The sequence below is a fragment of the Pseudomonas sp. GW823-FHT02E01 genome (genome assembly GCF_058797535.1).
The window spans coordinates 227,305-252,493 of the sequence record NZ_JBXAJS010000005.1; the positions used below are offsets into that span (position 1 = coordinate 227,305).

Sequence of the window (25,189 nt, forward strand, 5' to 3'; positions counted from 1 at the left end):
AGCTGTCCGCGGTTTTTTCATGCCTGCGACGCTCTTAATAGTGCGGCGGCGGCGCCTCTTCTTCGAATGACTCGAACTGCCCGACCATTTCCTCCTGCCGTTTGAGCAGCGCAGCCATTTGCAGCTGCAGGCGCTCGACCACCCGCTGCTGCGCCACCAGCACATCGTTCAACGCCTGGATGGTGTCATCCTGAAACGCCAGACGGCTTTCAAGCTCGGTAACGCGCTCTTCCAGGCTCATGCTTCAGCCCTCCAGAAACGTAAATTCATCGGTCAAAATCAAGCGCAAACGTTCGCGAATCGCGGCGATCTGCTCCGAACTGTAGGGTTTCGCCGGATGTTTACCCCAAACCGGCGCTGGCCAGGCGGCATCTTCGCGCTTGCGCACAATCACATGCATGTGCAACTGACTCACGACATTGCCCAGCGCCGCCACATTCAACTTGTCCGCATCGAACGCGTCCTTGAGCACTTGCGACAGCACTGTCGTTTCCTGCCAAAGCTGTTGCTGCTCTAGGACATCTAACTGAAATATCTCGCTGATAGCCTCGCGACGAGGTACCAGGATGAACCAGGGATAGTTCGAATCGTTGGACAGCAGCAACCGGCAGAGCGGAAAGTCCCCGATCGGTAACGTGTCTTGTTGAAGTCGTGGATCTAAAGTGAACACTGCGCGTACTCCCGCCGGGCCATCATTTTCAGCTTAGCGCCCATCCAGAGGGACAGCGCACCAAGCGACCGGACAGCAGCATACCTGCGAACGGCGCAGGCTTCACGGCGAACCTTGCATCGAAGCCACGAGCGCCAGTGGAAAGCTGACAGCCGCCCCCGAATGGGACAATTTTCGCTGCCGCGCACCTTTACAGAACCGAACGACAGGCAACAAACGTCGAAATGACTGATCAACAAGGAAAAGTTCGCTACAGGCAAGCGGCCAACAGAGATGAATTCAGTACAGGGCTAAAATTTTTTGCACCAAAACCGCACAGTGGGTCTACGCTGAACGCTTCGACATCCGCCATTTACTCAGTGGTGGGGTGAACCGGTAACATTTTTGGTTGCCAGACTGTCGACCAGAAGGCCGAAACATGATGTCAGGCAAGGCGTCAAGCCCAAACTAAAAGCGCTTGAACCCCCCGGTTTTATGAGGTTTTTACAGCACCTGGCAGTCAATTATAAAATAATCGTGAAAAAACACGATTTTGTGCACGCTTGTTGCATTCATACCCAACATCGCCCGAGTCGCACCCGCTGGAAGCGGAGGCCCTCAGGCAAAAAAAACAGTGGCAAGGTAGCCCGATGGAGATTCAAACGTTTCACCAGGACTCTTTTTACCGACGACAAGGCGCAAAAAACAGCATTAAAGTTGTCCGCCCGGTTGCGTCGGAGCTGGAAATTTGCGACATCTACCACGCTGTTTGCGACAGGGTCGTAAAGAAGGCGAAAGGTTAGATGCGCAAGTATCGCCAACATTGTCGGCGTGATATAAGTTTGCGCCGACACAAAAAGAAAGAGCCGCCCAGATAATAAAACAGGTGGGACGGCAGTACTCTTCTAAAACCAAAGGAGCAAATCACGATGCGCGTGATGAAGTGGAGCATGATCGCACTGGCAGTTGCAGCAGCAGCCAGTACCCAATTGGCTACGGCCGCCCCTTTCGTAAGTGACCAGGCTGAAGCCAAAGGTTTTGTTGAAGACAGCACGCTGAACTTGCTGGTTCGCAACTACTACTTCAACCGTGATAACAAAGACGGTGCCCGTGACCAGAAAGACTGGACCCAGGGCATCTGGGCTAACTACAGCTCCGGTTACACCCAAGGCCTGATCGGTGTCGGCGTTGATGCGTACGGTTACCTGGCAATCAAGCTGGACGGTGGTGACGGCACTAGCGGTAGCGGCAACATGAGCCGTAGCGACACCGTTAACGCCAACGGTTCTCGCGATGTCAACGACAGCCAGGGTAAAGCCGGTGGCGCCGTTAAATTCCGCGTTTCCAAAACCGAGCTGAAAGTCGGCGACATGCAGCCAAGCACTTCCCCAGTGTTCGCTGTGGGCGGCTCCCGTATCCTGCCGCAAACTGCCAGCGGTATCCAACTGCAGAGCAGCGAGATCAAAGACCTTGACCTCGAGGCCGGTCACTTCTACTCGGGTAGCAGCCAGGACAAAAACGCCCGTGACGGCGACCTGTTTGCAAACTACGCCGGCGTTTCCGCCAACAAGATCGACTACTTCGGCGGCAAGTACGGTTTCACCGAAAACCTGAGCGCATCGCTGTACGGCGCCAAGCTGGAAGACATCTGGAACCAGTACTACGCCAACCTGAACTACACCATCCCGTTCACCGACTCCGAGTCGCTGAACCTGGACGGTAACATCTACAACACCAAAGACACTGGCGATGCCAAAGTCGGCGATATCAGCAACACCACGTTCTCCCTGGCGGCTGCTTTCTCATTCCTGAAAGCACACACCATTACCCTGGGCTTCCAGAAGGTCAACGGTGACACTCCGTTCGACTACATCGGTATTGGCAAGAACAACCGCGGCGGTGACTCGATCTTCCTCGCCAACTCCATCCAGTACTCTGACTTCAACGCTCCGAACGAGAAGTCTGCCCAGGTTCGTTACGACCTGAAAATGGCCGAGTACGGCGTTCCAGGTCTGAGCTTCATGACCCGTTACGTTAAAGGTTGGGACATCGACGGCACCAACACTCCAGCCAACAGCGCTTACGCTGGTCTGTACGGTGCAGATGGCAAGCACAACGAAACCAACTTCGAAGCCAAGTACGTTGTTCAGACTGGCCCGGCAAAAGACCTGTCCTTCCGTATTCGTCAGGCATGGCACTTCGCTAACGCCGACCAAGGTGAAGGCGACGTGAAAGAGTTCCGTTTCATCGTCGACTACCCGCTGTCGGTTTTGTAATCGCATCCAGTTAGTTTGCGGTAACAAAACAAAAGGCCCATCTTCGGATGGGCCTTTTTGTTGGCTGTCGCTTGACTGCTTTAACGACCTGCCCCTTACAGAACATGCCTGACCAAAGAATCAGACATTGTTCAAATGACCTGTCACTGCACCGCAGACTCCTGAACCACACGAATAACCCGCTGTGGAAATGGAATATCAATGCCGGCCTCTCTCAGGCGATCACGGGATAGTTCGTTGAACATGAACAACACATCCCAGTAATCGGCAGTCTTTACCCAGACACGAAGCGAAAGCGTGATCGAACTGTCACCCAGGGTAGAAACAACTGCCTGTGGTTCCGGATCTGTCAATACTCGCGGGTCCCTGGCCAATTCCAGTAAAACTTCACGGGCTTTCTGAAGGTCCGCTTCGTAATCAACGCCTACATCAAACACGACTTTACGAGTCGGCTGACGGTTTGTGTTAGTGATGATGCCATTCGACAGATTGCCGTTCGGCACGATGATGGTCTTGTTGTCACCAGTACGCAGTACGGTATGGAAAATCTGGATGCTGTCGACAGTACCGGCGATACCCTGAGCCTCGATCCAGTCGCCGATGCGAAACGGACGGAACAGCAAAATCAGCACGCCACCGGCGAAGTTCGCCAGGCTGCCCTGCAAGGCCAGGCCAATGGCCAGGCCTGCCGCACCAATCGCCGCCACAAACGAAGTGGTTTCCACACCGATCATCGAGGCCACGCTGACGACCAGCAGGATCTTGAGGATGATGTTCGCCAGACTGCTGATAAAGCCTTGCAGCGCCAGGTCGGCATTACGTAATGCAATCAGGCCGCCGAGCTTTTTCGTGACCTTGTTGATCAGCCACCAGCCGATGGCCAGGGTGATGACCGCCAGCAGTACACGGCTGCCGTATTCCATGATCATCGGGATCCAGCTTTGGGATACCTTGACCAGATTGTCTACCTCGGCATTTAAGTCCATCTACATTCTCCTGTTTTCCGGCTACCCGGCATGCGTAAAAAAAGCGGCAGAAAGATCCAACCGCGACGGGCTCAATCGTTTCTGCCGTTGCTGGGGCCTCCGACGTCGCAAACGCCAGGAGGTTCCCGCTTTCAAGATCAGTCGCGGAAGTTGTTGAACTGCAGCGGCATGCCGAATTCCTTGGCCCGCAGCACTGCAATGGCTTCTTGCAGGTCATCACGCTTTTTGCCGGTGATACGAACCTGCTCGCCCTGAATGGCCGCCTGGACCTTGAGCTTGGCGTCTTTGACATGAGCGACGATTTTCTTCGCCAGCTCCTTGTCGATGCCTTCCTTGAGGACGGCGTCCTGCTTCATCAGCTTGCCCGACGCGAACGCGTCCTTGACTTCAAGGCACTGCACGTCGATTTTGCGCTTGACCAGCGCCAGCTTGAGGATCTCAATCATCGCTTCAAGCTGGAAATCCGCTTCGGCGGTCAGGTTGACGGTCAGGTCTTTTTCCTTGAACTCGAAGCTGCCTTTGCCTTTCAGGTCATAACGACGATCGAGTTCCTTGACGGCGTTCTCGACCGCGTTGGTGACTTCGTGTTTGTCCAGTTCGGATACCACGTCGAACGACGGCATGTAATCTCTCCAAATATAAAGGCGCACCGATGGAGCGCGCCTGGCTTGCGGTTAAAATCCGCGCTGATTATAACGGGTCTTTCCCATCATTCACTGTGAGCTGCCGATGCACGCCTTAAACAGAGCAAAAAGCTGATGTCCACCACCTGGCATGTACTGGGCGCCGGCAGCCTCGGCACATTATGGACGACACGTCTGGCACGGGCTGGCGTGCCGGTCAGGCTGATCCTGCGGGACACCGCGAGACTGCAGGCCTATGAGACTGCCGGTGGATTGACACTGGTGGAACACGGCGAGGCGCAACACTATGCCGTGCCCGCCGAGACAGCCGACAACCCGCAACCGATCCACCGCCTGCTGGTGGCGTGCAAAGCCTACGATACCGAAAGTGCGGTGGCTCGATTGGCGCCACGCCTGGCACCAGGCGCCGAACTGATCCTGCTGCAAAATGGCCTGGGCAGTCAGGACGCGGTAGCCGCACAGGTTCCTCAGGCACGCTGCATCTATGCCTCGAGCACAGAAGGCGCCTTCCGCGATGGCGATTGGCGCGTGGTGTTTGCCGGGCATGGCTTCACCTGGCTGGGGGATGCGAGCCATCCGGTGGCGCCGATCTGGCTTGATGACCTGAGCGCTGCCGGCATTCCCCACGAGTGGAGCACGGAGATTCTGACCAGGCTGTGGCGCAAACTCGCCCTCAACTGTGCGATCAATCCGCTGACGGTGCTGCACGATTGCCGCAACGGCGGTTTGCAGCAACATCAATGTGAGGTCGCCACCCTGTGCGGCGAACTGGCGGAGTTGCTTGAGCGTTGTGGTCAGCCGGCAGCCGCCGAAAACCTGCAGCAGGAAGTCGAACGAGTGATTCACGCCACCGCAGCCAACTACTCCTCGATGCATCAGGACGTCACGAGCCAGCGCCGCACGGAAATCAGCTACCTGCTCGGTTACGCCTGCAAAGTGGCCGGGCGTCATCAACTGAACCTGCCTCACCTCAATCAACTTGAGGCAAGGTTGATCGCTCGCCTGCAAAGCCTTGGATTGCCCAGCGACTGAGCAGCGGCTACGCTGGCCACTTGTTCCTTGTCTGCGATGAATCCGATGCCATTGCGCCAGCGCCTTGAAAACCTGCCCGTCGGCCAGAAACTGCTGGCCGCCCTGCTGGTACTGATGGTCACCGTCCTGCTGGTTGCCAACCTGACCTTTATCAGTGCCGCCTACTACATCTCCCAGGAAAGCATGGCGCCCCAGGCTCTGCAGACCATCGGCCGCCTGATATCCAACCCGAGCCTGGCCTCCGAAGCGCTGGCGTCACCGCAAAGCGCCGAGCGCCTGCTCAATGAACTCAACAGCTATTCGCCGTTGCGCGCGGCGGCCCTGTATGACGGAAAGGGTGAGCGATTGGCGCAATTGCAGCATGGCGACAACCTGGAACTGCCGAAGCGTTTCCGGCATATCGAAGACTGGCAGGCCACCGAGTTTCGTACCAACCAGGTCATCCCCCTGGCCCGCACCGGTGCGGCACCAGGGCACCTGCTGTTGGTGGCCACGAGCGAACTGCCAGTGGCGTTCTACACCGGGACCCTGACGGCCAGCCTGGGGATTCTGATCTTCAGCGTGCTGCTGTGGCTGATCATTGCCCGCCAGATCAAGCGCTTGATTACCCGGCCGATCCACCAACTCGAGGAATTGTCCCGGCAGGTAACCCGTGAAGAAAACTATGCACTGCGTGCTTCGCGCGGAAACCACGATGAAATCGGCAGCCTCGCCGAGGCGTTCAATACCATGCTTTCGCGGATCGAGGCCAGGGAGCAGCAACTCAAGCGGGCCAGGGACGACTCCCAGGCAGCCTACGACCAGGCCCAGGGTCTGGCAGAGGAAACCCGCCATACCAACCGCAAACTGGAGCTCGAAGTCCAGGTGCGCAGCAAGATCGAGAAAAAGCTCACCGGTTTCCAGAACTACCTCAACAGCATCATCGACTCCATGCCGTCGGCGCTGATCGCACTCGACGAACAGCTCTACGTGACGCAATGGAACCAGGAGGCCAGTGCCCTGTCCGGCACGCGTCTCGATGAAGCCCTGAACCAGCCTATCTTCCTCGCCTTCGAACCGCTCAAGCCGTTCTTGCCGCAACTCAAGGAAACGGTCGAGCAGCATACGGTGGCCAAGATCGAACGTGTCACCTGGCTCAAGGACGATGAGCCCCGCCACTACGCCCTGACTTTCTACCCGCTGATGGGCGGTGCCGGGCGTGGCGTGGTAATCCGGATCGATGACATCACCCAGCGCCTGTCCCTGGAAGAGATGATGGTGCAGTCGGAGAAAATGCTTTCGGTGGGTGGTCTGGCCGCCGGCATGGCCCACGAGATCAACAACCCGCTGGGCGCGATCCTGCACAACGTGCAAAACATTCGCCGACGCCTGTCACCCGATTTGCCGAAGAACCTCGAAGTGGCTGAACAGGCCGGCATCGAACTGACGACGGTCAACCAGTACCTGCAAGTTCGCGAGGTGCCACAGTTGCTCGACGGCATCCAGCAGGCAGGTGCCAGGGCGGCGAAAATCGTCACCCACATGCTCAGCTTCAGTCGTCGCAGCACCCGCCAGATGGCCCCCTGCGACCTGCCCGCCCTGATCGACCAGGCGGTGGAGATCGCCGGTAACGATTTTGACCTGGCGATCGGCTTCGACTTCAAGGGCCAGGCCATCATTCGTCAGTTCGATCCCGCGTTGGGACCGGTCCCCGGCACCGCCAACGAACTGGAGCAAGTGCTGCTCAACCTGTTGAAAAACGCTGCGCAAGCCATCCACCAGCGCGAAGATGACAGCGAGCCTGGACGGATCATTCTGCGCACCAGGCTCAACCCGCCATGGGCGGAAATTCAGGTCGAGGACAACGGCATCGGCATGAGCGAAAGCGTGCGCAAACGGACCTTCGAACCATTCTTCACCACCAAGGAAATCGGCCAGGGCACCGGGCTTGGCCTGTCGGTGTCGTACTTCATCGTCACCAATAACCACAAAGGGCAGATGGAAGTGCAATCGACGCTTGGCCAAGGCACCTGCTTCACCTTGCGCCTGCCCCTGGCGAGCACGCCGCCTGTCTCGCAACAACTCAATCTGCTATCGAGGTAACCATGGGCTTTCGTTTGTCGAAGATTTACACCCGCACTGGCGACAAAGGCGAGACCGGGCTGGGCGATGGTCGTCGCGTGCCCAAGGATCACCCGCGGATCGAGGCCATTGGCGAAGTCGATACGCTGAACAGTCAGGTGGGCGTGTTGCTGGCCGGGTTGGCAGCGCAAACGGGTCAGTTTCCGGACCTGAACGAAGTGATCGAGGTATTGGCCCCCTGCCAGCACCGGTTATTTGATCTGGGTGGCGAACTGGCGATGCCGGTGTATCAGGCGTTGAATGCAGCGGAAATCGAACGACTGGAAGCGGCGATTGATCTGTGGAATGAAGAGCTGGGGCCGCTGGAAAACTTCATCTTGCCCGGCGGCTCGACGCTGATTGCCCAGGCCCATGTCTGCCGCAGCCTGGCGCGCAGCGCAGAACGGCGATGTCAGCAGCTCAACGCGATTGAACCGTTGGCCGGGGTTGGCCTGGCGTACATCAATCGGTTGTCGGATTTGTTGTTTGTGGTGGCGCGGCTGATTGCCAAGCGTCAGGGAGTGGCGGAGATACTTTGGCAGCCTGCGGCGAAGCCTGAGGTTTAATCGGCGCCTGCCAGGCCCTCATCGCGAGCAAGCTCGCTCCCACAGTGGACTTGTGGCGTTCACAAAACCTGTGGGAGCGAGCTTGCTCGCGATGGCGTCAGAAGCTACAGCACAGAATCAGGCCTCAGGCCAAAACGCCCGAATCCCCGCCACACCCTGCGCACCCGTCGCCCAGGCTTTCTCGACTTCAGCCGGACCGACCCCGCCAAGCAGGAACACCGGCTTGCTGAAGCCCTCGATCAGGCTCGATGCCTGCTCCCAACCCAACGGCTCGGCACCAGGGTGAGTCAGGGTCGGTTGAACCGGCGACAGGGTCACGAAATCCACCCCCATCTGTTCGGCCAGCGCCAACTCTTCAGCGTTATGGCAAGACGCCGCCAGCCAGCGCGATGCCGGTAGCGGTCGGCCAGCCGCTGCGTATTTGCGCAGTTGCGCCGCGGTAATGTGCCAACCGGCGGACGGGAAGTCGCCCAGCCATTCGAACGGCCCCTTGATCATCAATTGCGCCTTGCCGGCACACAACCCCACAGCATCCACTGCCAGGTCGCGGTATTTCGGGTCGTAGCCGTTCGGTGCACGCAACTGGATCAGCTTGACGCCGCCGGCAATGGCCTTCTGAATACCACGCAGCAACGCGGGGGTTTCCAGGTCTTCCGGGGTGATCAAGTACTGCTCGGGTAACCGTGCGGCCGCGACGATCGGCCGGTTGGCTTCAGGGAACTCATAATCCGACAGGTCGCGGGGTGTCACCCAGGCCAGCGGCTGTCCCTCGGCACCGTGGGGCTCGCCGCTAAACGCCGAGACTTCCCAGACATCCAGCAACACCTGCTTGTCCGGGTAATCGTGCCGGACCTTGATCAGCGGGCGCGCCGCGCCGACCACGATGCCCAGTTCCTCATGGAGTTCGCGGGCCAGTGCGGTTTCGACCGACTCGTCGGCCTCGACCTTGCCCCCGGGAAACTCCCACAGGCCACCCTGGTGCTGGGTATCGGCACGGCGGGCGATAAGGATCTTGCCGTTGTTATCACGGATAACGGCGGCGGCTACATGAACTCGTTTCACCGCTCGATTTCCTCCAGTCCGGCCTTCTGCCAGGCCTTGAAGGCTGGCCATTGGTAGAGGGTTTCAACATAGGCTTCATCAGCCACGGACAGTTTCACCCGATAGGTGCGCAGGCGCACGGCGATGGGTGCAAAGAACACATCCGCCAGACTGATACGACCAAACAGGTACGGTCCGGTTTCTGTCGCGGCAGCACGGCACTCGGCCCACAGCGCCGACATGCGTTCGATGTCGGCCTGAACGTCAGCCGGAACCGGTGACAAAGGGGCGTCATGGCCCAGGTCGAACGGCATGTTGCCGCGCATGGCGAAAAAGCCACTGTGCATCTGCGCGCACGCCGAACGCGCCTGGGCACGGGCGACGGTGTCTTTGGGCCACAGGTTCGCGTCGGGAAACTGTTCTGCCAGGTATTCGGCAATCGCCAGGGAGTCGGCGATGGTACCGTGTTCGGTTTTCAGCAGCGGGACCTTGCCCGTCGGCGAATGCTTGAGCAGACGCTCACGGGTGTCCGGCTGATTCAGCTTGATCAGTTCTTCGGTGTAGACCGCACCGGCCAGATCCAGAGCCAGGGCGCCGCGCAGGGACCAGGAAGAAAGCAGTTTGTCGCCGATGATCAGGTGCAAGCTCATGTTCGGGACCTTTTGATGAGGTGGACAGGCCAAAATCTTTAGCGTCTGGTCATCCGTCATCGCGGGCAAGCCCGCTCCCACAGTGACCGCGCTGAACACAACATTTGTGTGCGCCACTGAACCTGTGGGAGCGGGCTTGCCCGCGATCGGATCGACTCGGTCTTACGTACGGTACTCCGCGTTGATCTTCACGTACTCGTGGGACAGGTCGGTAGTCCAGATGGTTTCGCTGCAATCGCCACGACCCAACTCGATACGGATGGTGATTTCTTCCTGCTGCATCACCGCCGCGCCCTGGGCTTCGGTGTAGGTCGCCGCGCGCGCGCCACGGCTGGCGATGCATACGTCGCCGAGGAACACGTCGATCTTGCTCACGTCCAGGTTCGGTACACCGGCACGGCCGACGGCCGCCAGGATGCGACCCCAGTTCGGGTCCGAAGCAAACAGCGCGGTCTTGATCAGCGGCGAGTGGGCCACGGTGTAACCGACGTCCAGGCACTCCTGGTGATTGCCGCCGCCGTTGACTTCAACGGTGACGAATTTGGTCGCGCCTTCACCGTCGCGAACGATGGCCTGGGCTACGTCCATGCACACTTCGAACACCGCTTGCTTGAGCTTGGCAAACAGTTCGCCTTCGGCGCGGGTGATTTCCGGCAGCGCAGCCTGACCGGTGGCGATCAGCATGCAGCAGTCGTTGGTCGAGGTATCACCGTCGATGGTGATGCGGTTGAACGACTTGTTGGCGCCATCGAGCATCAGGTTTTGCAGCACGTCGCGGGAGACTTTGGCGTCGGTGGCGATGTAGCCGAGCATGGTCGCCATGTTCGGGCGAATCATGCCGGCGCCTTTGCTGATGCCGGTAACGGTGATGGTCACACCGTCGTGCTGGAACTGACGACTGGCGCCCTTTGGCAGGGTGTCGGTGGTCATGATGCCGGTGGCGGCAGCTTCCCAGTTGTGGATCGACAGGTCATCGAGGGCCGCTTGCAGCGCGCCTTCGATTTTCTCGACCGGCAGCGGCTCGCCGATCACACCGGTGGAATACGGCAGCACCTGGCTGGCATCGACACCGGTCAACTCGGCCAGTTTCGCGCAAGTGCGCTCGGCGGCGGCCAGGCCAGGTTCGCCCGTGCCAGCGTTGGCATTGCCGGTGTTGGTCAACAGGTAACGCACAGCGCCTTGTACGCGTTGCTTGGCCAGGATCACCGGTGCGGCGCAAAAGGCGTTCAAGGTGAACACGCCGGCAACCGTGGAGCCCTCAACACAGCGCATGACCACAACATCCTTGCGCCCCGGGCGCTTGATGCCAGCCGAGGCGATACCGAGTTCAAAACCGGCAACCGGGTGCAACGTTGGCAAAGGACCAAGACCAACAGCCATGAATGCGCTCCTTTATAAATGATGTCAGCACCGTTTCAGCAGAACGGTGGTTCGAATGGTAAAACGCCGCGACGGCAGAAGCCGGTCGCGGCGCGGGTATTTCAGCGATTGAAACGGGTTTTACTGAATCTGCCCGTGGCAATGCTTGAACTTCTTGCCCGAACCGCAGTAGCACAACTCGTTGCGACCCAGCTTCTGCTCGTTGCGAACCGGTGCAGCAGCGAGAGCAACGTCAATCTCTTCGCCCAACGCTTCCGGTTGCTCCAGGCCTGGAGCCTCTTCATGCAGGAACTGCATGCGAGCGGCCAATGCCTCGGCTTCCTGACGCAGGCGCTGCTCCTCTTCGATCGGGTCTTCGCGACGAACCTGAACGTGGGACAGCACACGGATCGAATCGCGCTTGATCGAATCCAGCAATTCGGAGAACAGGGTGAAGGACTCGCGCTTGTATTCCTGCTTCGGGTTCTTCTGGGCATAGCCACGCAAGTGGATACCGTGGCGCAGGTGATCCATGGTCGACAGGTGGTCTTTCCACAGGTCGTCCAGTACGCGCAGAACGATTTGCTTCTCGAAGGTGCGCAGCGCTTCGGCGCCCGCCTGGTCTTCTTTCTCGTTGTACGCCGCGATCAGTTCCTGCATCAGTTTCTCGCGCAGGGTTTCTTCGTACAGGTGGTCGTCTTCGTCGAGCCACTGCTGGATCGGCAGCGCCACACCGAAATCGCTCTGCAATGCGGCTTCCAGACCGGCCACGTCCCACTGCTCAGGCAGCGATTGTGGAGGAATGTGCGCGCTGACGGTGGCCTCGAGCACGTCCTGACGGAAGTCAGCGATGGTCTCACCGATGTTGTCGGCGGCCAGCAACGTGTTACGCATGTGATAGATCACTTTACGCTGTTCGTTGTTGACGTCGTCGAACTCGAGCAGTTGCTTGCGAATGTCGAAGTTGCGGCCTTCAACCTTGCGCTGGGCCTTTTCGATAGCGTTGGTCACCATGCGGTGCTCGATCGCTTCGCCAGGCTGCATGCCCAGGGCCTTCATGAAGTTCTTCACCCGGTCAGAGGCGAAGATGCGCATCAGGCTGTCTTCCAGCGACAGGTAGAAACGGCTGGAACCGGCGTCGCCCTGACGACCGGCACGACCACGCAACTGGTTGTCGATACGGCGCGATTCATGGCGCTCGGAGGCAATCACCTGCAAACCGCCCGATTCGAGCACTTGCTGGTGACGTTTCTGCCAGTCGGCCTTGATCTGGGCAATCTGCTCAGGGGTCGGGTTTTCCAGGGAAGCCACTTCCACTTCCCAGTTACCACCCAACAGGATGTCGGTACCACGACCGGCCATGTTGGTGGCGATGGTCAGCGCGCCCGGGCGACCGGCCTGGGCAATGATCTCGGCTTCCTTTTCGTGGAACTTGGCGTTCAGGACCTTGTGTTCGATGCCTTCCTTCACGAGCAGGCTGGACATGTGCTCGGAGGTTTCGATGGTGGCGGTACCGACCAGGACCGGACGACCCGCGGCCATGCTTTCCTTGATGTCGGCCACGATTGCCGCGTATTTCTCGTCGGCAGTCAGGAACACCAGGTCGTTGTAGTCCTTACGGGCCAGCGGCTTGTTCGGTGGAATCACCATGACCTGCAGGCCATAGATCTGGTGGAACTCGAACGCTTCGGTGTCGGCCGTACCGGTCATGCCGGACAGTTTGTTATACAGACGGAAGTAGTTCTGGAAAGTGGTCGACGCCAGCGTCTGGCTTTCGGCCTGGATGTTCAGGTTTTCCTTGGCTTCGATGGCCTGGTGCAGGCCTTCGGACAAGCGGCGGCCCGGCATGGTACGGCCGGTGTGCTCGTCGACCAGTACGACCTGACCGTCCTGCACGATGTATTCGACGTTGCGATGGAACAGCTTGTGCGCGCGCAGGCCGGCGTAAACGTGAGTCAGCAGGCTCAGGTTGTGGGCCGAGTACAGGCTCTCGCCTTCAGCCAGCAGGCCGATGCGGGTCAGCGTTTCTTCGACGTACTGGTGACCGGCTTCGTTGAGTTCGACCTGACGGGTCTTCTCGTCGACGGTGAAGTGACCGGCCTGGGTCACTTCGCCTTCGACTTCTTCAACGTGCAGCTTGAGCTGCGGGATCAGCTTGTTGACCTCGATGTACAGCTTGGAGCTGTCTTCGGCCTGACCGGAGATGATCAGCGGCGTACGGGCTTCGTCGATGAGGATGGAGTCGACTTCGTCGATCACGGCAAAATTGAGTTCGCGCTGGAATTTTTCTTCCATGCTGAACGCCATGTTGTCGCGCAGGTAATCGAAACCGAATTCGTTGTTGGTGCCGTAGGTGATGTCGGCGGCGTAGGCAGCGCGCTTCTCTTCCGGCGGCTGGAACGGCGTGACAACGCCGACCGTCAGGCCGAGGAATTCATACAGCGGGCGCATCCAGTTGGCGTCACGGCGGGCCAGGTAGTCGTTCACCGTCACAACGTGCACGCCGTTGCCGGACAGCGCGTTGAGGTAAACGCCCAGTGTTGCCACCAGGGTCTTGCCTTCACCGGTACGCATTTCCGCGATCATGCCTTCATGCAAGGTCATGCCGCCGATCAGCTGGACATCGAAGTGGCGCATGCCCATGACACGCTTGCCGGCTTCGCGGGCGACCGCAAAGGCTTCTGGCAGCAGTTTGTCGAGGGATTCCCCTTTGGCGATGCGGGCCTTGAACTCGCTTGTCTTGGCACGCAATTGATCGTCCGAAAGGGCCACCATTTGCTCTTCGAAGGCATTGACGAGTTGCACCGTCTTGAGCATGCGTTTGACTTCACGCTCGTTCTTGCTTCCAAAAAGTTTCTTTAACAAAGGCGCAAACATATCGGCAGGATCTTCCACACTAAAGGGATGGAGGGCGGCCCCGTGAGTCGCCCGTGCAGCCCTCATGGCCGCATGCGAACGAGCATTCTACCCGGAAACGATGGAGAGGAAAGTGGCGATATTCCACGATGCTGGCACAGCGCTTTGACGGGGCTCACTTAAAATAAGGGCGTTTTGCTCAACTTCAAGCCGTTCAAGGCAGAAGTTAGTTGTTGATTTAATGGGTAAAGCACCCACAAAAGCAATGGGCGGGTGCACTCGGTGCTTTCTGCTACCATGGCGCCTCTGTTACTTCAGGTGTCTGATCATGGCATTTCGCCCACTTACGGCCAAAGTACCTGCCGTTCTACTACGCGAAGCCAAGCCGCTGAAGGCCATTCTCGGCCACGCTCAACGCCTGGGTCATCTGCAACGTTTGCTCGAAAGTCAATTGCAACCCGCCGCTCGCGAGCATTGCCACGTGGCTTCCTGGCGCGAAGGCAGTTTGTTGCTGATTGTCACCGACGGTCATTGGGCAACCCGCCTGCGCTACCAGCAAAAGCGCCTGCAACGGCAATTGCAGATGTTCGATGAGTTCGCCAATCTGACCCGGATCCTGTTCAAAGTTCAACCGCCGACCGTTCAGCAAGGTGCGGCCGGGCATACCATGGATTTGTCCAACGACGCGGCAGCGACCATCCAGGCCACGGCCGATGGGATCAGCGACCCGAATTTGCGGGCAGCGCTGGAGCGACTGGCGGCGCACGCCAAAACCAGAACCTGATACAAATCCAATGTGGGAGCGAGCTTGCTCGCGATGGCGGTGTGTCAGACGGCATATCCGTTGAATAGCAGACCGCTATCGCGAGCAAGCTCGCTCCCACATTGATTGTATTCGCTCAAGCTAGCGGCGTTTTTTGCTGCCTAGCAACGACCCCATCAACCCGCGCACCAACTGTCGGCCAATCTGGTTCGCCGCCTGTTGCATCGCCGATTTCAGTGCCTTCCCTGCCGCGGTGCCGAGGAACTCTCCCGCCTGTTCGGTGAAGCTCGGTTCCTGTTTACCCTGCTCCGCTTCGGGCTCAGGTGCCAGGCCCTTGCGTCCCATCAGCACCTCATAGGCCGAATCACGGTCAATCGGCTTGTCATAACGCCCCTGCAACGGCGAACCGGCAATCAACGCTGTGCGTTCTGCACCGGTCAAAGGCCCGATCCGCGATTGCGGTGGTGCGACCAGAACCCGCCGGACCATTTCCGGCGTGCCTTTTTCCTGCAGGGTGCCGACCAGCGCCTCCCCGATCCCGAGCTCGGTCAGCACCGACAACGCATCAAACGCCGGGTTCGGCCGGAAACCCTCAGCCACCGCGCGCAGGGACTTCTGTTCCTTGGCGGTGAACGCACGCAGACCGTGCTGGATGCGCAACCCCAACTGCGCCAGCACATCATCCGGCAGGTCACCCGGCGACTGGGTGACGAAATACACGCCCACGCCTTTCGAACGAATCAGCCTCACGACTTGCTCCAGACGGTCACGCAAGGCCTGGGGCGTACCGTTGAACAACAAGTGGGCCTCGTCGAAGAACAGCGCCAGCAATGGCTTGTCGGCATCGCCACGCTCAGGCAACTGTTCGAACAGCTCTGCCAGCAGCCACAGCAGGAACGTCGCGTAGACTTTCGGCGCTTCATGCACCAGGCGGCTGGCATCCAGCAAATGAATGCGACCGCGCCCGTCCGCCGTGGGCTGGAGGATGTCTTCGAGTTGCAGCGCCGGCTCGCCGAACAAGGCTTCGGCGCCCTGTTGCTCCAGGGTCGCCAGACGTCGCAGCAATGCCTGGCTGGAGCCGGTGGTCATCAATGCCGCATCGTCGCCCAGCAACTGGGGGTTGTCCCGCAGGTGATTGAGCAATGCCTTCAGGTCCTTGAGATCAAGCAACAACAGGCCTTCGCGGTCCGCCACCTTGAACGCGGCGTACAGCGCCGACTGCTGACTGTCAGTCAGCTCCAGCAGACTGCCCAGCAGCAGCGGCCCCATTTCACTCAAGGTTGTGCGTAAAGGATGACCGGACTGACCGTGTATGTCCCACAACGTCACCGGATAAGCCTGAGGCTTGTGGTTGAGCCAGGGCATCCCGGCAATCCGCTCGGCGATCTTGCCCTGGGGATTGCCGGCGGCGCCGAGGCCGCACAGGTCACCCTTGATGTCCGCGGCGAACACCGCCACGCCGGCATCGCTGAAAGCTTCGGCCATTCGTTGCAAAGTGACAGTCTTGCCGGTGCCGGTCGCGCCCGCGATCAATCCGTGGCGGTTCGCCAGGCGCATGGCCTGGGCAGCCGGCTGCCCTTCTGGATCGGCGCCGATAACGAGTTGCAATGAGTCAGGCATTTGGTCACCCATGATTAATCTTTGGTCCTACACGGCCGATAGAGATAACGACAAAGCAGTCAGACACGATCTGGTCGGAAATTTCCCTAAGGAGAGTCGGAAAATTCACTTGCTTTCAACCTTGCCCGTCGTGCGTCCCTTTATAAAAGCACGCGCTGGACATTAAGACCTTAGCGGAACCCCAAGCCATGAACAAAAATCTGCGTTTCAGCCATAAAATCCTGCTTGCTGCCGCCCTCATTGTGATTGCCGCCTTCGCCTCCTTTACGCTGTACAACGACTACTTGCAGCGCAACGCCATCCGCCAAGACCTGGAAAATTATCTGCAGGAAATGGGCGCAGTGACCGCCAACAATATCCAGACCTGGTTGAACGGGCGCAGCCTGCTGATTGAAAACCTGTCACAAACTGTTGCGCTCAACCCCGATGCCGACAACGTTTCCAGCCTGCTTGTACAAAAAGCCGTGACCTCGACCTTCATGGGCGCCTACCTCGGCAGCAAGGATGGTTCTTTCATCATTCGCCCGGACAGCAAGATGCCCGATGGCTACGACCCGCGTGCACGTCCCTGGTACAAGAGCGCGCAAGGCAGCAGCGGTTCGGCATTGACCGAGCCTTATATTGATCTGGCCTCCGGCCAACTGGTGATTTCCATTGTCGACAGCGTTATCAAGGACGGCCAGAACATCGGCGTGGTCGGTGGCGACCTGAGTTTGCAGGTGATCGCCGACAGCCTCGGCAAGCTGGATTTCGACGGCATGGGTTATGCGTTCCTGGTCAGCTCCGACGGCAAGATCCTGGTACATCCCGACAAAGCGCTGGCGATGAAGACGCTCAAGGATGTCTACCCGCAAAACACGCCGGCCATCAGCAGCGCCATGAGCGAAATCCTGGTCGACGGCAAAACCCGCATCGTGACCTTCACCCCGATCAAAGGCTTGTCATCGGTCAACTGGTACATCGGTCTGTCGGTCGATAAGGAAAAAGCCTACTCGATGCTCAGCGAATTCCGCACCTCGGCTGTGGTTGCGACCATCATTGCCGTGGCCATCATCATCGCCCTGCTCGGCATGCTGATTCGCATCCTGACCCAGCCGTTGCGCGTCATGACCCGCGCCATGGCCGACATCGCCGACGGCGAAGGCGACCTGACCAAGCGCCTGACCATCCAGAACAATGACGAATTCGGCACTCTGGGCACCGCGTTCAACCGTTTCGTCGAGCGCATTCACGGCTCGATCCGCGAAGTGTCTTCGGCCACCGGGCAAGTCAACGAAGTGGCATTGCGCGTAGTGGCCGCTTCCAATTCGTCGATGTTCAACTCCGACCAGCAAGCCTCGCGCACCAGCAGCGTCGCGGCCGCAATCAACCAGCTCGGCGCCGCCGCCCAGGAAATTGCCCGTAACGCCGCTCAGGCTTCGAGCCAGGCCAGCGATGCCCGCAGCCTGGCCGAAGACGGCCAGCAAGTGGTGGACCGCAGTATCGTGGCGATGAATCAATTGTCGAGCATGCTCAGTGCGTCGAGTTCCAACATCGAATCGCTGAACAGTAAAACGGTGAACATCGGGCAGATTCTCGAAGTGATCACCAGCATTTCCCAGCAAACCAACTTGCTGGCGCTCAACGCCGCCATTGAAGCCGCACGCGCCGGTGAAGCCGGTCGTGGATTTGCCGTGGTGGCGGACGAAGTGCGCAACCTGGCACATCGCACGCAGGAATCGGCGCAACAGGTGCAAACCATGATCGAGGAGCTGCAGGTCGGCGCCCGGGAATCGGTCAGCACCATGAGCGACAGTCAGCGCCACAGCCAGGACAGCGTGGAAATCGCCAACCTTGCGGGTGAGCGCCTGAACAGCGTGACGCTGCGTATCGGTGAAATCGACGGCATGAACCAGTCGGTGGCCACCGCGACCGAAGAACAGACCGCCGTAGTGGAGTCGATCAACGTCGACATCACCGAAATCAACACGCTGAACCAGGAAGGTGTGGAAAACCTGCAATCGACATTGCGCGCGTGCTCGGACCTAGAGCAGCAGGCGGCGCGGTTGAAGCAGTTGGTAGGTAGCTTCAGGATCTAAGGCAACCTCACCGCCCTCATCGCGAGCAAGCTCGCTCCCACAGTAGATCTATAGTGCGACAAAGATTCCTGTGGGAGCGAGCTTGCTCGCGATAGCGGCCTGCCAAACGATACATCCCCCCGCCGACATCCCCCCCCCCCCCCGCACAACCCCAACCGAACATCTATCCTTCATATAGGTCAACCAAAGGAGTAACAGGACCGGAGGATCGTTCATCGTGCATATCGCGGACATCACCATGTTCTACGCCCCTGCCAGCGGAGGCGTGCGCACTTATCTGGATGCCAAGCACCGTCGCCTGGGCATCAAGCCAGGCATTCGCCACAGTTTGCTGATCCCCGGATCATCCTTTGGAGAGCAGGATGGCATCTTCACAGTTCCCGCCCCTGCCCTGCCCTTCGGCAAGGGCTATCGCTTTCCTCTGCGTCTGGCGCCCTGGCGCAATGTCCTGCAAGACTTGCAACCCGACCTGATCGAAGTCGGCGACCCCTACCTCACCGCTTGGGCGGCGCTGGATGCGCGGCGCCAACTCGATGTGCCGATCATCGGTTTTTATCACTCGGACCTGCCCCTGCTGGTCAGCAACCGCATGGGCAACTGGGTGACCAACAACGTCGAGGCCTATGTCAGCAAGCTCTACGGCAACTTCGACCGGGTCCTGGCGCCCAGCCGGGTCATGGCCGACAAACTCACCGGGCTAGGGGTCAGGAATGTCTTCGTGCAGCCGCTCGGCGTTGACCTGCAAACCTTCAATCCCGATGCCAGAGACCCCGGGCTGCGGGCCGAACTGGGTCTGGACGAAAACACCCACCTCTTGATCTTTGCCGGGCGCGGTTCCAAGGAAAAAAACCTGCCGGTGCTGCTCGACTGCATGAAACGCCTGGGCCGACGCTATCACCTGCTGCTGGTTGGGTCGTCGATGCCCACGGCCGTGCCCTCCAACGTGACGGTGATCGACGAGTTCTGCCCGGCGGCGCAGGTGGCCCGCCTGATGGCCAGCGCCGACGCCTTGCTCCACGCTGGCGATCAGGAAACCTTCGGCCTGGTGATACTCGAAGCCATGGCCAGCGGTATTCCGGTGGTAGCCGTGGCGGCCGGGGCGTTCGAAGAAATCGTCACCGAGGACTGCGGCCTGCTCTGTGCGCCGAACAATCCCGCCGCGATGGCCACCGCTGTTCGAGAACTGTTCGGCTCGGGCAGCGTGGCGCTGGGCCAACAGGCGCGATTACATGTCGAACGACGTTATGCCTGGGACACGGTGGTCACCAGTTTGCTGCGTCACTACCACGCCGTGCTCGGCAGCCAATGGCCGCTGACAGCCAATGGTTGAGCCCATGAACAGTCCCGCTTTACTGCTGGTACTGCACGACGTGGCGCCGCCCACCTGGGCCGATTACCAGCCGTTCGTCAAAGCCGTCGACGCTTTGGGTGGCGTACCGATCACCTGGCTGGTGGTGCCGGATTTGCACAAACACAACAATCTGGACGCCCATCCGCAATTTTGCCGCCAGCTCAGTGCCAGGGTCGCCCGAGGCGACGAACTGGCACTGCATGGCTATTTCCATTACGACGACGGGCCGATGACCATCAATCCCAGCGACTGGTTCATGCGCCGGATCTACACCCACGAAGGCGAGTTTTACCGTTTGTCGCAGGAAGACGCCCTCGCCCGCCTGCGTTCGGGCATCGAGATGTTCCACCGCCATGACTGGCCGCTGGAAGGGTTCGTCGCCCCAGCCTGGCTGATGAGCCAAGGCACTCGCCAGGCATTGCGCCAATTGCCGCTGAGTTACACCAGCGACTCGCAACATTTATACCGGCTACCGGATTTCACCGCGCTCCAGGCGCCGGGGCTGGTCTGGAGTGCGCGCAGTGCCTGGCGCCGGGGTGTGTCGAAGCTCGTCAGCGACCGGCGTGAACAGCGCTGGCAGCACGCTCCGGTGATTCGCCTGGGTCTGCACCCGGTGGACATGCGCCATGAGTTCTCGCGCCGATACTGGCTAAAAACTCTTGAGCGCCAGCTCGACAACGGACGGATGCCAATGACCAAGGCCCACTGGCTGGCGATGCAAAACGGCCGACTGGGCCGTGCCGCATGAGTCGCGCACTGCTGTTGCTCGTCGGTCTGCTCGCGGCAGTGCTGATTCCATTACTGTTGGGCGGCAGCGAAATCTGGTCTCGGCTGACCGCCTTTCCGCTGCCGTGGGTGCTGATCATGTTCGGCATGATCCTGTTGTGCTGGGGGGTGAACACCCTGCGTTTGCGCCTATTGCTGGGGGATCAATGCGACAAGGTCAGCCGGCTCAGGAGCCTCGGCGTGGTGATGGCCGCCGAATTCGCCTACTGCGCCACGCCCGGCGGCAGTGGCGGGCCTCTGACGATCATGGCTTTGCTGGCGCGTCACGGCGTGCGTCCGGCCAGGGGCAGTGCGGTGTTTGCCATGGATCAACTGAGCGACTTGCTGTTTTTTCTCTGTGCCCTGAGCGGGATTCTGATTTACGCCCTGTTCCAGCACCTCAGCCAGCGTATGGAATGGATGCTGATGGTCAGCGCCGTTTCGCTGTTCGGCGGCCTGATCAGTTGCGTCATGGTGGCGCGCTATCACCGATTATTGATTCGCCTGAGTGGTCGTTGGCTCGCCCGACTCAATGTCAAAGCGGCCACTCGAATGCGCTGGGCGCGCAAACTCCTGCAGTTTCTGGCGGCGTTTACCGACACGTTGAAGTTGCCCGTGCAGACCTTGATCAAGGTATTCGCCCTGACCTGTGTGCATTGGGGCCTGCGCTACAGCGTGCTGTACCTGGCGTTGCGCGGGCTCGGCGCGGATTTGCAGTGGGCCTGGAGTTTTCTGATCCAGATGCTGGCACTGAGCGCCGGGCAATTCAGCCTGCTGCCGGGCGGAGCCGGGGCGGCTGAGCTGACGTCCGCTGCGCTGCTGGCGCCCATGGTCGGGAAGTCCACGGCAGCCGCGGCGATCCTGATTTGGCGGGCGGTAACCTATTACTTCTACTTACTGGTCGGTGGGCCGGTGTTTCTGCTGATGCTGGGTCGGCCGCTGCTGAAGAAGTTGATGAAACTCAGGCAGGCTTAGGTTTGTCCTCGGGCTCTTGCTGCAACTGTTCCCACAACTGCGCGGCGTCGGGAAACTCCGTACCGGTTTCAGGCCCCATGTCATCCGGGTCGTAGCGGCTCAGGCAACCCTCGCCCAGCGTGGCGGGAGCCTTGGAAGTGGCTTTGTCCAGTGGATCGGCCATGGTCATGTCCTCGGTGCAAAAACGGCGAAGGGCCTGAAGCGATTGAACGCCCAGGCCCTTCGAATTTCAACTGTGACGTACGTCTGTCAGAAGACGACGGTCTTGTTGCCGTGCACCAGCACGCGGTCTTCCAGGTGATAACGCAAGCCACGGGCCAGCACCATTTTCTCGACATCGCGGCCGAAACGCACCATGTCTTCGATGCTGTCGCTGTGGTTGACGCGCACCACGTCCTGCTCGATGATCGGGCCGGCATCCAGCTCTTCGGTCACATAGTGGCAAGTCGCGCCAATCAGCTTCACGCCGCGCAGGGAGGCCTGGTGGTACGGCTTGGCACCGACGAACGACGGCAGGAAGCTGTGGTGAATGTTGATGACCTTGTGCGCGTATTCGCTGCACAACTCAGGCGGCAGGATCTGCATGTAGCGGGCAAGTACCACCACTTCGGCATCGTGTTGCTTGACCAGGCGCGAAACCTCGGTGAAGGCTGGCTGCTTGTCCTGCGGATTGACCGGGACGTGGTAGTACGGAATACCGTGCCACTCCACCATGCTGCGCAAGTCATCATGGTTGGAAATCACACAGGAAATTTCGCAGTCCAGTTCATCGCTGTGCCAGCGGTGCAGCAAGTCGGCCAGGCAGTGCGACTCGCGGCTGGCCATCAGGACCACGCGCTTCTTTTGCTCGGTATCGGTGATGCGCCAGTCCATCGAGAACTCTTCGGCGATCGGGGCAAAGGCTTCACGAAACGCTTCGATACCAAATGGCAGGGAGTCGGCACGGATTTCGTGACGCATGAAGAACCAGCCACTGAGATTGTCCGAGTGATGGCTCGCTTCAGTGATCCAGCCGTTGTGTGATGCCAGAAAGTTACTGACTTTGGCAACGATGCCAACACGGTCCGGGCAAGAAATCACCAGACGAAAAGTGCGCATGAGGGGGGAACTCCAGAACTTCGCAAAGGCCGCCATTCTAGCGATTGCGCAACAAAACTGCAGTATTGTTGACGTTTCGCCCTGCCGGAAGGTCAGTGCGGCAGGGCGGACACCAGCAGTGCCTGCTTGCACAGATGCTCTTGCGGTGCCGGCCAATTGTTAATTTATGTATATCTGACAGACCGGGACCACACTAATAATCGCACTACCAATGCGCGCCAGAACCCCGGCAATTAAATTGAATAAACTTGCCTTAAATGTTTACTTGATGAAACACCGTGACTATTATTGCCGCACTGTCACCTGCCATCCAGCGCACAACATAAGGTAGTCCACATGTCCTTGATCAACGAATATCGCGCCACCGAAGAAGCTATCAAAGAGCTGCAAGCCCGTTTGAAGAACCTGTCCCAAGACGACAAACTGCAAACCGAGCTGGAATTCGAAGGCAAACTGCGCACCCTGATGGGTGAATACTCCAAGTCCCTGCGTGACATCATCGCGCTGCTGGATCCAGAATCCAAAACCAAGGCACCACGCGGCGGTGCAGTGAAAACTACCGGCACCAAGCGTGCTCGCAAAGTTAAACAATACAAAAACCCGCACAACGGTGAAGTCATCGAAACCAAAGGTGGCAACCACAAGACTCTGAAAGAGTGGAAAGCCAAGTGGGGCGGTGACGTGGTGGAAGGCTGGGCTACCCTGCTGGGCTAAGCCTCAGAGCTTGTCGCAGATGGATCCGTGACAAAAAATAACGCCAGCAAATGCTGGCGTTATTTATGCCCGGCGTTTAAGCCCTGGCATGTTCGATTTCAAAGACTCAAACGCTGGCGCAGTCCCTGGACATAATCCTGCCACTCACCGAGCACCCCCTGCTGAAACGCAGTAGCACTAACGCTCAATTGGGCCGCGGCTTCTACAAAACTTTCAAGGGTATTTGGCGCACCCCATTCAGGGTCTGACAAACGTTTCTGACAGAATATTCGCCAGCGCTCTTGCTCTTCGGAATTCAACGTGTCGGGAAAGTTGCGTGCGCGATATCGAAACAGCAATTCAGGCAAACGTTCGTCATCGAAGGGCCACTGCTCTTGTGCCAATTGCATCGGGTCAACGGTCCTGACTTGTTCACACAATCGTCGATCCCGATCACCGATAAATCCATCGTATAACTGTTGCTCCGGATCCTGGTTCTGGGAAAAGTCTTCGCGGGCATAAATCGCCAGGATTTTATCCAGCCAAACTTTCCGGGCGTCATTGAGCTGCGACACCCTCTGCTGATACAGCGCCATATCCAGCCCCAGACGCTGCTGATCTTCCTGGCGAAGTACTGACAACGGTGCCACCACCGGGCACTTGTTGATGTGAATCAGCTTCAACGGCACCGGCAACTCGCCTTCGGCCAGTTCGTCGCGGCGGGTATACAAGCGCTGGCGCAAACTTTCGGCATCCAGGTCGAGCAGGCCCTGGGGATCCAGGTGCAGATCACAGACAATCAGGGCGTTCTTGTTGCGCGGGTGCCAGGCCAGCGGCAACACCACCCCCACATAGTTGCGCGCGGCCGAAAAACGTCCGGAAACATGCACCAGCGGTTGCAGCAGGCGTATCTGGTCCATGACTTTTTGCTTGCTGCGCAGTTGAAATAACCAGTCGTACAGCTTTGGCTGTTTTTCCCGTATCAGGCGCGCCAGGGCGATCGTCGCGCGAACGTCCGACAGTGCTTCGTGGGCATTGCCATGATCGATGCCATTGGCAGCGGTCAGGCGTTCGAGCTTGAGCGTGACCCGCCCCTCGTCATCGGTCGGCCAGACCAGGCCATCGGGACGCAAGGCATAGGCGGCGCGCACCACATCAATCAGGTCCCAGCGGCTATTGCCGCCCTGCCACTCCCGCGCATAGGGGTCGAAAAAGTTTCGGTACAGGCTGTAGCGGGTCATCTCGTCATCGAAACGCAAGGTGTTATACCCCGCACCACAGGTACCGGGCGCCGCGAGTTGGGCATGCACCCGGGTCATGAAATCGGCTTCGCTCAAGCCGTGCTCTTGCAGTTGCCCGGGGGTGATTCCCGTGATCGCGCAGGCGGCAGGATGCGGCAGGATGTCGTCACTGGGCTGGCAGTAAAGATTGACCGGCTCGTCGATTTCATTGAGATCGAAGTCGGTGCGCAGGCCGGCCATTTGCAACGGACGGTCACTACGGGGATTGATGCCAGTGGTTTCGTAGTCGTACCAGAAAATGGAGGTCACGGGCGATTCCTGAACTGAAGATCGGCAAAGTCTAGGCGTTCACCGCCCGCCCCGGCCAGTAGTCTTGTCATTCAAGCACCTTGCGCGACTCACCATGCAATACATAGTTATGTCGTTTCCCCCGGCCCCCGCCCCTC

The 25,189-nt window shown here is 59.1% G+C and carries 22 protein-coding genes and 1 pseudogene; 11 read left to right on the forward strand and 12 right to left on the reverse strand.

What is annotated here, in order from left to right; all coding sequences use genetic code 11:
- Positions 1 to 34: 34 nt before the first annotated feature.
- Positions 35 to 241, reverse strand: coding sequence for a SlyX family protein (locus tag AC1RDQ_RS14065; RefSeq protein WP_008052459.1), 207 nt, complete (start codon positions 239 to 241; stop codon positions 35 to 37).
- A gap of 3 nt (positions 242 to 244) precedes the next feature.
- Positions 245 to 670: an HIT domain-containing protein gene (locus AC1RDQ_RS14070; protein WP_057713514.1), complete on the reverse strand. Its 426-nt coding sequence runs from the start codon at positions 668 to 670 to the stop codon at positions 245 to 247.
- Positions 671 to 1,578: 908 nt separating this feature from the next.
- Between AC1RDQ_RS14070 and AC1RDQ_RS14075 the strand changes: the two genes are divergently transcribed.
- Positions 1,579 to 2,925, forward strand: coding sequence for an OprD family porin (locus AC1RDQ_RS14075; protein WP_489339134.1), 1,347 nt, complete (start codon positions 1,579 to 1,581; stop codon positions 2,923 to 2,925).
- Between the two features lie 143 nt (positions 2,926 to 3,068).
- Here the strand turns inward: AC1RDQ_RS14075 and AC1RDQ_RS14080 are convergent, their stop codons facing one another.
- Together AC1RDQ_RS14080 and AC1RDQ_RS14085 are read right to left on the reverse strand one after the other, a co-directional pair.
- Positions 3,069 to 3,911: a mechanosensitive ion channel family protein gene (locus tag AC1RDQ_RS14080; protein WP_057713512.1), complete on the reverse strand. Its 843-nt coding sequence runs from the start codon at positions 3,909 to 3,911 to the stop codon at positions 3,069 to 3,071.
- 137 nt (positions 3,912 to 4,048) lie between these two features.
- Complete coding sequence (locus AC1RDQ_RS14085) at positions 4,049 to 4,534, reverse strand: YajQ family cyclic di-GMP-binding protein (RefSeq protein ID WP_007990750.1); 486 nt, start codon at positions 4,532 to 4,534, stop codon at positions 4,049 to 4,051.
- 135 nt (positions 4,535 to 4,669) lie between these two features.
- Between AC1RDQ_RS14085 and AC1RDQ_RS14090 the strand changes: the two genes are divergently transcribed.
- From AC1RDQ_RS14090 to AC1RDQ_RS14100, 3 genes are read left to right on the forward strand one after another with little or no spacing between them, the layout of a single operon-like run.
- Complete coding sequence (locus tag AC1RDQ_RS14090; protein WP_218494289.1) at positions 4,670 to 5,587, forward strand: putative 2-dehydropantoate 2-reductase; 918 nt, start codon at positions 4,670 to 4,672, stop codon at positions 5,585 to 5,587.
- Positions 5,588 to 5,632: 45 nt separating this feature from the next.
- Positions 5,633 to 7,669 carry a sensor histidine kinase gene (locus AC1RDQ_RS14095; protein WP_218494504.1) on the forward strand — a complete coding sequence of 679 codons (2,037 nt, stop codon included), beginning with the start codon at positions 5,633 to 5,635 and terminating at the stop codon, positions 7,667 to 7,669.
- Positions 7,670 to 7,671: 2 nt separating this feature from the next.
- A complete protein-coding gene (locus tag AC1RDQ_RS14100; RefSeq protein WP_057713510.1) occupies positions 7,672 to 8,253 on the forward strand; it encodes a cob(I)yrinic acid a,c-diamide adenosyltransferase in 582 nt (193 codons plus the stop codon).
- 117 nt (positions 8,254 to 8,370) lie between these two features.
- Here AC1RDQ_RS14100 and AC1RDQ_RS14105 read toward each other — a convergent pair whose 3' ends face one another.
- The 4 genes from AC1RDQ_RS14105 to secA all read right to left on the reverse strand — a co-directional run bounded on the left by AC1RDQ_RS14105 (position 8,371) and on the right by secA (position 14,180).
- Positions 8,371 to 9,315, reverse strand: a complete 945-nt coding sequence (locus AC1RDQ_RS14105; protein ID WP_489339136.1) for a Nudix family hydrolase — start codon at positions 9,313 to 9,315, stop codon at positions 8,371 to 8,373.
- Entirely contained in the window at positions 9,312 to 9,944 is a 633-nt protein-coding gene (locus AC1RDQ_RS14110) for a glutathione S-transferase family protein (protein WP_492587559.1), read from the reverse strand. Before AC1RDQ_RS14110 ends, AC1RDQ_RS14105 begins: the two co-directional genes overlap by 4 nt.
- Before the next feature lie 162 nt (positions 9,945 to 10,106).
- Positions 10,107 to 11,324, reverse strand: a complete 1,218-nt coding sequence (argJ, locus tag AC1RDQ_RS14115) for a bifunctional glutamate N-acetyltransferase/amino-acid acetyltransferase ArgJ (protein WP_090457453.1) — start codon at positions 11,322 to 11,324, stop codon at positions 10,107 to 10,109.
- Positions 11,325 to 11,444: 120 nt separating this feature from the next.
- On the reverse strand, positions 11,445 to 14,180 hold the full coding sequence (secA, locus tag AC1RDQ_RS14120; RefSeq protein WP_057713507.1) for a preprotein translocase subunit SecA: 2,736 nt from the start codon (positions 14,178 to 14,180) through the stop codon (positions 11,445 to 11,447).
- Between the two features lie 307 nt (positions 14,181 to 14,487).
- Between secA and AC1RDQ_RS14125 the strand changes: the two genes are divergently transcribed.
- On the forward strand, positions 14,488 to 14,943 hold the full coding sequence (locus AC1RDQ_RS14125) for a DUF721 domain-containing protein (RefSeq protein WP_090457454.1): 456 nt from the start codon (positions 14,488 to 14,490) through the stop codon (positions 14,941 to 14,943).
- Positions 14,944 to 15,063: 120 nt separating this feature from the next.
- On the opposite strand, the gene AC1RDQ_RS14130 is transcribed toward AC1RDQ_RS14125, so the two are convergent.
- Positions 15,064 to 16,542 (reverse strand): helicase HerA-like domain-containing protein, encoded by a 1,479-nt coding sequence (locus AC1RDQ_RS14130; RefSeq protein WP_057716569.1) that lies wholly within the window; start codon positions 16,540 to 16,542, stop codon positions 15,064 to 15,066.
- Between the two features lie 188 nt (positions 16,543 to 16,730).
- Here AC1RDQ_RS14130 and AC1RDQ_RS14135 point away from each other — a divergent pair.
- The 5 genes and pseudogenes from AC1RDQ_RS14135 to gpgF form a co-directional block, all read left to right on the forward strand.
- Positions 16,731 to 17,762 (forward strand): annotated as a pseudogene (locus AC1RDQ_RS14135) (HAMP domain-containing protein); the annotation flags it as partial.
- A 93-nt stretch (positions 17,763 to 17,855) separates the two neighbouring features.
- On the forward strand, positions 17,856 to 18,620 hold the full coding sequence (locus AC1RDQ_RS14140) for a methyl-accepting chemotaxis protein (protein WP_412072454.1): 765 nt from the start codon (positions 17,856 to 17,858) through the stop codon (positions 18,618 to 18,620).
- Between the two features lie 217 nt (positions 18,621 to 18,837).
- Positions 18,838 to 19,950 carry an N-acetylglucosaminyl phosphatidylglycerol synthase gene (gpgS, locus tag AC1RDQ_RS14145; RefSeq protein ID WP_492587560.1) on the forward strand — a complete coding sequence of 371 codons (1,113 nt, stop codon included), beginning with the start codon at positions 18,838 to 18,840 and terminating at the stop codon, positions 19,948 to 19,950.
- Positions 19,943 to 20,719, forward strand: coding sequence for an N-acetylglucosaminyl phosphatidylglycerol deacetylase (gene gpgD / locus AC1RDQ_RS14150; protein WP_489339139.1), 777 nt, complete (start codon positions 19,943 to 19,945; stop codon positions 20,717 to 20,719). The genes gpgS and gpgD overlap by 8 nt, the downstream gene beginning before the upstream one ends.
- Positions 20,716 to 21,711, forward strand: coding sequence for a glucosaminyl phosphatidylglycerol flippase (gene gpgF, locus AC1RDQ_RS14155; protein ID WP_492587561.1), 996 nt, complete (start codon positions 20,716 to 20,718; stop codon positions 21,709 to 21,711). The genes gpgD and gpgF overlap by 4 nt, the downstream gene beginning before the upstream one ends.
- Here gpgF and AC1RDQ_RS14160 read toward each other — a convergent pair.
- The gene (locus tag AC1RDQ_RS14160) at positions 21,698 to 21,874 is read right to left on the reverse strand and encodes a hypothetical protein (RefSeq protein ID WP_173677941.1); all 177 of its coding nucleotides are present in this window, start codon (positions 21,872 to 21,874) and stop codon (positions 21,698 to 21,700) included. The genes gpgF and AC1RDQ_RS14160 overlap by 14 nt on opposite strands.
- A gap of 86 nt (positions 21,875 to 21,960) precedes the next feature.
- Positions 21,961 to 22,809 carry a formyltetrahydrofolate deformylase gene (gene purU, locus AC1RDQ_RS14165; protein ID WP_057713501.1) on the reverse strand — a complete coding sequence of 283 codons (849 nt, stop codon included), beginning with the start codon at positions 22,807 to 22,809 and terminating at the stop codon, positions 21,961 to 21,963.
- A 336-nt stretch (positions 22,810 to 23,145) separates the two neighbouring features.
- Here purU and mvaT point away from each other — a divergent pair, with 336 nt between their 5' ends.
- On the forward strand, positions 23,146 to 23,523 hold the full coding sequence (gene mvaT / locus AC1RDQ_RS14170) for a histone-like nucleoid-structuring protein MvaT (protein WP_007933316.1): 378 nt from the start codon (positions 23,146 to 23,148) through the stop codon (positions 23,521 to 23,523).
- 98 nt (positions 23,524 to 23,621) lie between these two features.
- On the opposite strand, the gene sbcB is transcribed toward mvaT, so the two are convergent.
- Positions 23,622 to 25,052 carry an exodeoxyribonuclease I gene (sbcB, locus tag AC1RDQ_RS14175; RefSeq protein ID WP_218494284.1) on the reverse strand — a complete coding sequence of 477 codons (1,431 nt, stop codon included), beginning with the start codon at positions 25,050 to 25,052 and terminating at the stop codon, positions 23,622 to 23,624.
- Between the last annotated feature and the right edge of the window lie 137 nt (positions 25,053 to 25,189).

Bases quoted from the DNA above. Each gene is read 5' to 3' on its own strand.
- argJ (WP_090457453.1), bottom strand. From the start codon at position 11,324: ATGGCTGTTGGTCTTGGTCCTTTGCCAACGTTGCACCCGGTTGCCGGT.
- purU (WP_057713501.1), bottom strand. From the start codon at position 22,809: ATGCGCACTTTTCGTCTGGTGATTTCTTGCCCGGACCGTGTTGGCATC.
- AC1RDQ_RS14090 (WP_218494289.1), top strand. From the start codon at position 4,670: ATGTCCACCACCTGGCATGTACTGGGCGCCGGCAGCCTCGGCACATTA.
- AC1RDQ_RS14125 (WP_090457454.1), top strand. From the start codon at position 14,488: ATGGCATTTCGCCCACTTACGGCCAAAGTACCTGCCGTTCTACTACGC.
- AC1RDQ_RS14085 (WP_007990750.1), bottom strand. From the start codon at position 4,534: ATGCCGTCGTTCGACGTGGTATCCGAACTGGACAAACACGAAGTCACC.
- gpgF (WP_492587561.1), top strand. From the start codon at position 20,716: ATGAGTCGCGCACTGCTGTTGCTCGTCGGTCTGCTCGCGGCAGTGCTG.
- AC1RDQ_RS14140 (WP_412072454.1), top strand. From the start codon at position 17,856: ATGTTCAACTCCGACCAGCAAGCCTCGCGCACCAGCAGCGTCGCGGCC.
- AC1RDQ_RS14080 (WP_057713512.1), bottom strand. From the start codon at position 3,911: ATGGACTTAAATGCCGAGGTAGACAATCTGGTCAAGGTATCCCAAAGC.
- mvaT (WP_007933316.1), top strand. From the start codon at position 23,146: ATGTCCTTGATCAACGAATATCGCGCCACCGAAGAAGCTATCAAAGAG.
- gpgD (WP_489339139.1), top strand. From the start codon at position 19,943: ATGGTTGAGCCCATGAACAGTCCCGCTTTACTGCTGGTACTGCACGAC.
- AC1RDQ_RS14110 (WP_492587559.1), bottom strand. From the start codon at position 9,944: ATGAGCTTGCACCTGATCATCGGCGACAAACTGCTTTCTTCCTGGTCC.
- AC1RDQ_RS14075 (WP_489339134.1), top strand. From the start codon at position 1,579: ATGCGCGTGATGAAGTGGAGCATGATCGCACTGGCAGTTGCAGCAGCA.
- AC1RDQ_RS14095 (WP_218494504.1), top strand. From the start codon at position 5,633: ATGCCATTGCGCCAGCGCCTTGAAAACCTGCCCGTCGGCCAGAAACTG.
- AC1RDQ_RS14100 (WP_057713510.1), top strand. From the start codon at position 7,672: ATGGGCTTTCGTTTGTCGAAGATTTACACCCGCACTGGCGACAAAGGC.
- secA (WP_057713507.1), bottom strand. From the start codon at position 14,180: ATGTTTGCGCCTTTGTTAAAGAAACTTTTTGGAAGCAAGAACGAGCGT.
- AC1RDQ_RS14130 (WP_057716569.1), bottom strand. From the start codon at position 16,542: ATGCCTGACTCATTGCAACTCGTTATCGGCGCCGATCCAGAAGGGCAG.
- AC1RDQ_RS14065 (WP_008052459.1), bottom strand. From the start codon at position 241: ATGAGCCTGGAAGAGCGCGTTACCGAGCTTGAAAGCCGTCTGGCGTTT.
- AC1RDQ_RS14160 (WP_173677941.1), bottom strand. From the start codon at position 21,874: ATGGCCGATCCACTGGACAAAGCCACTTCCAAGGCTCCCGCCACGCTG.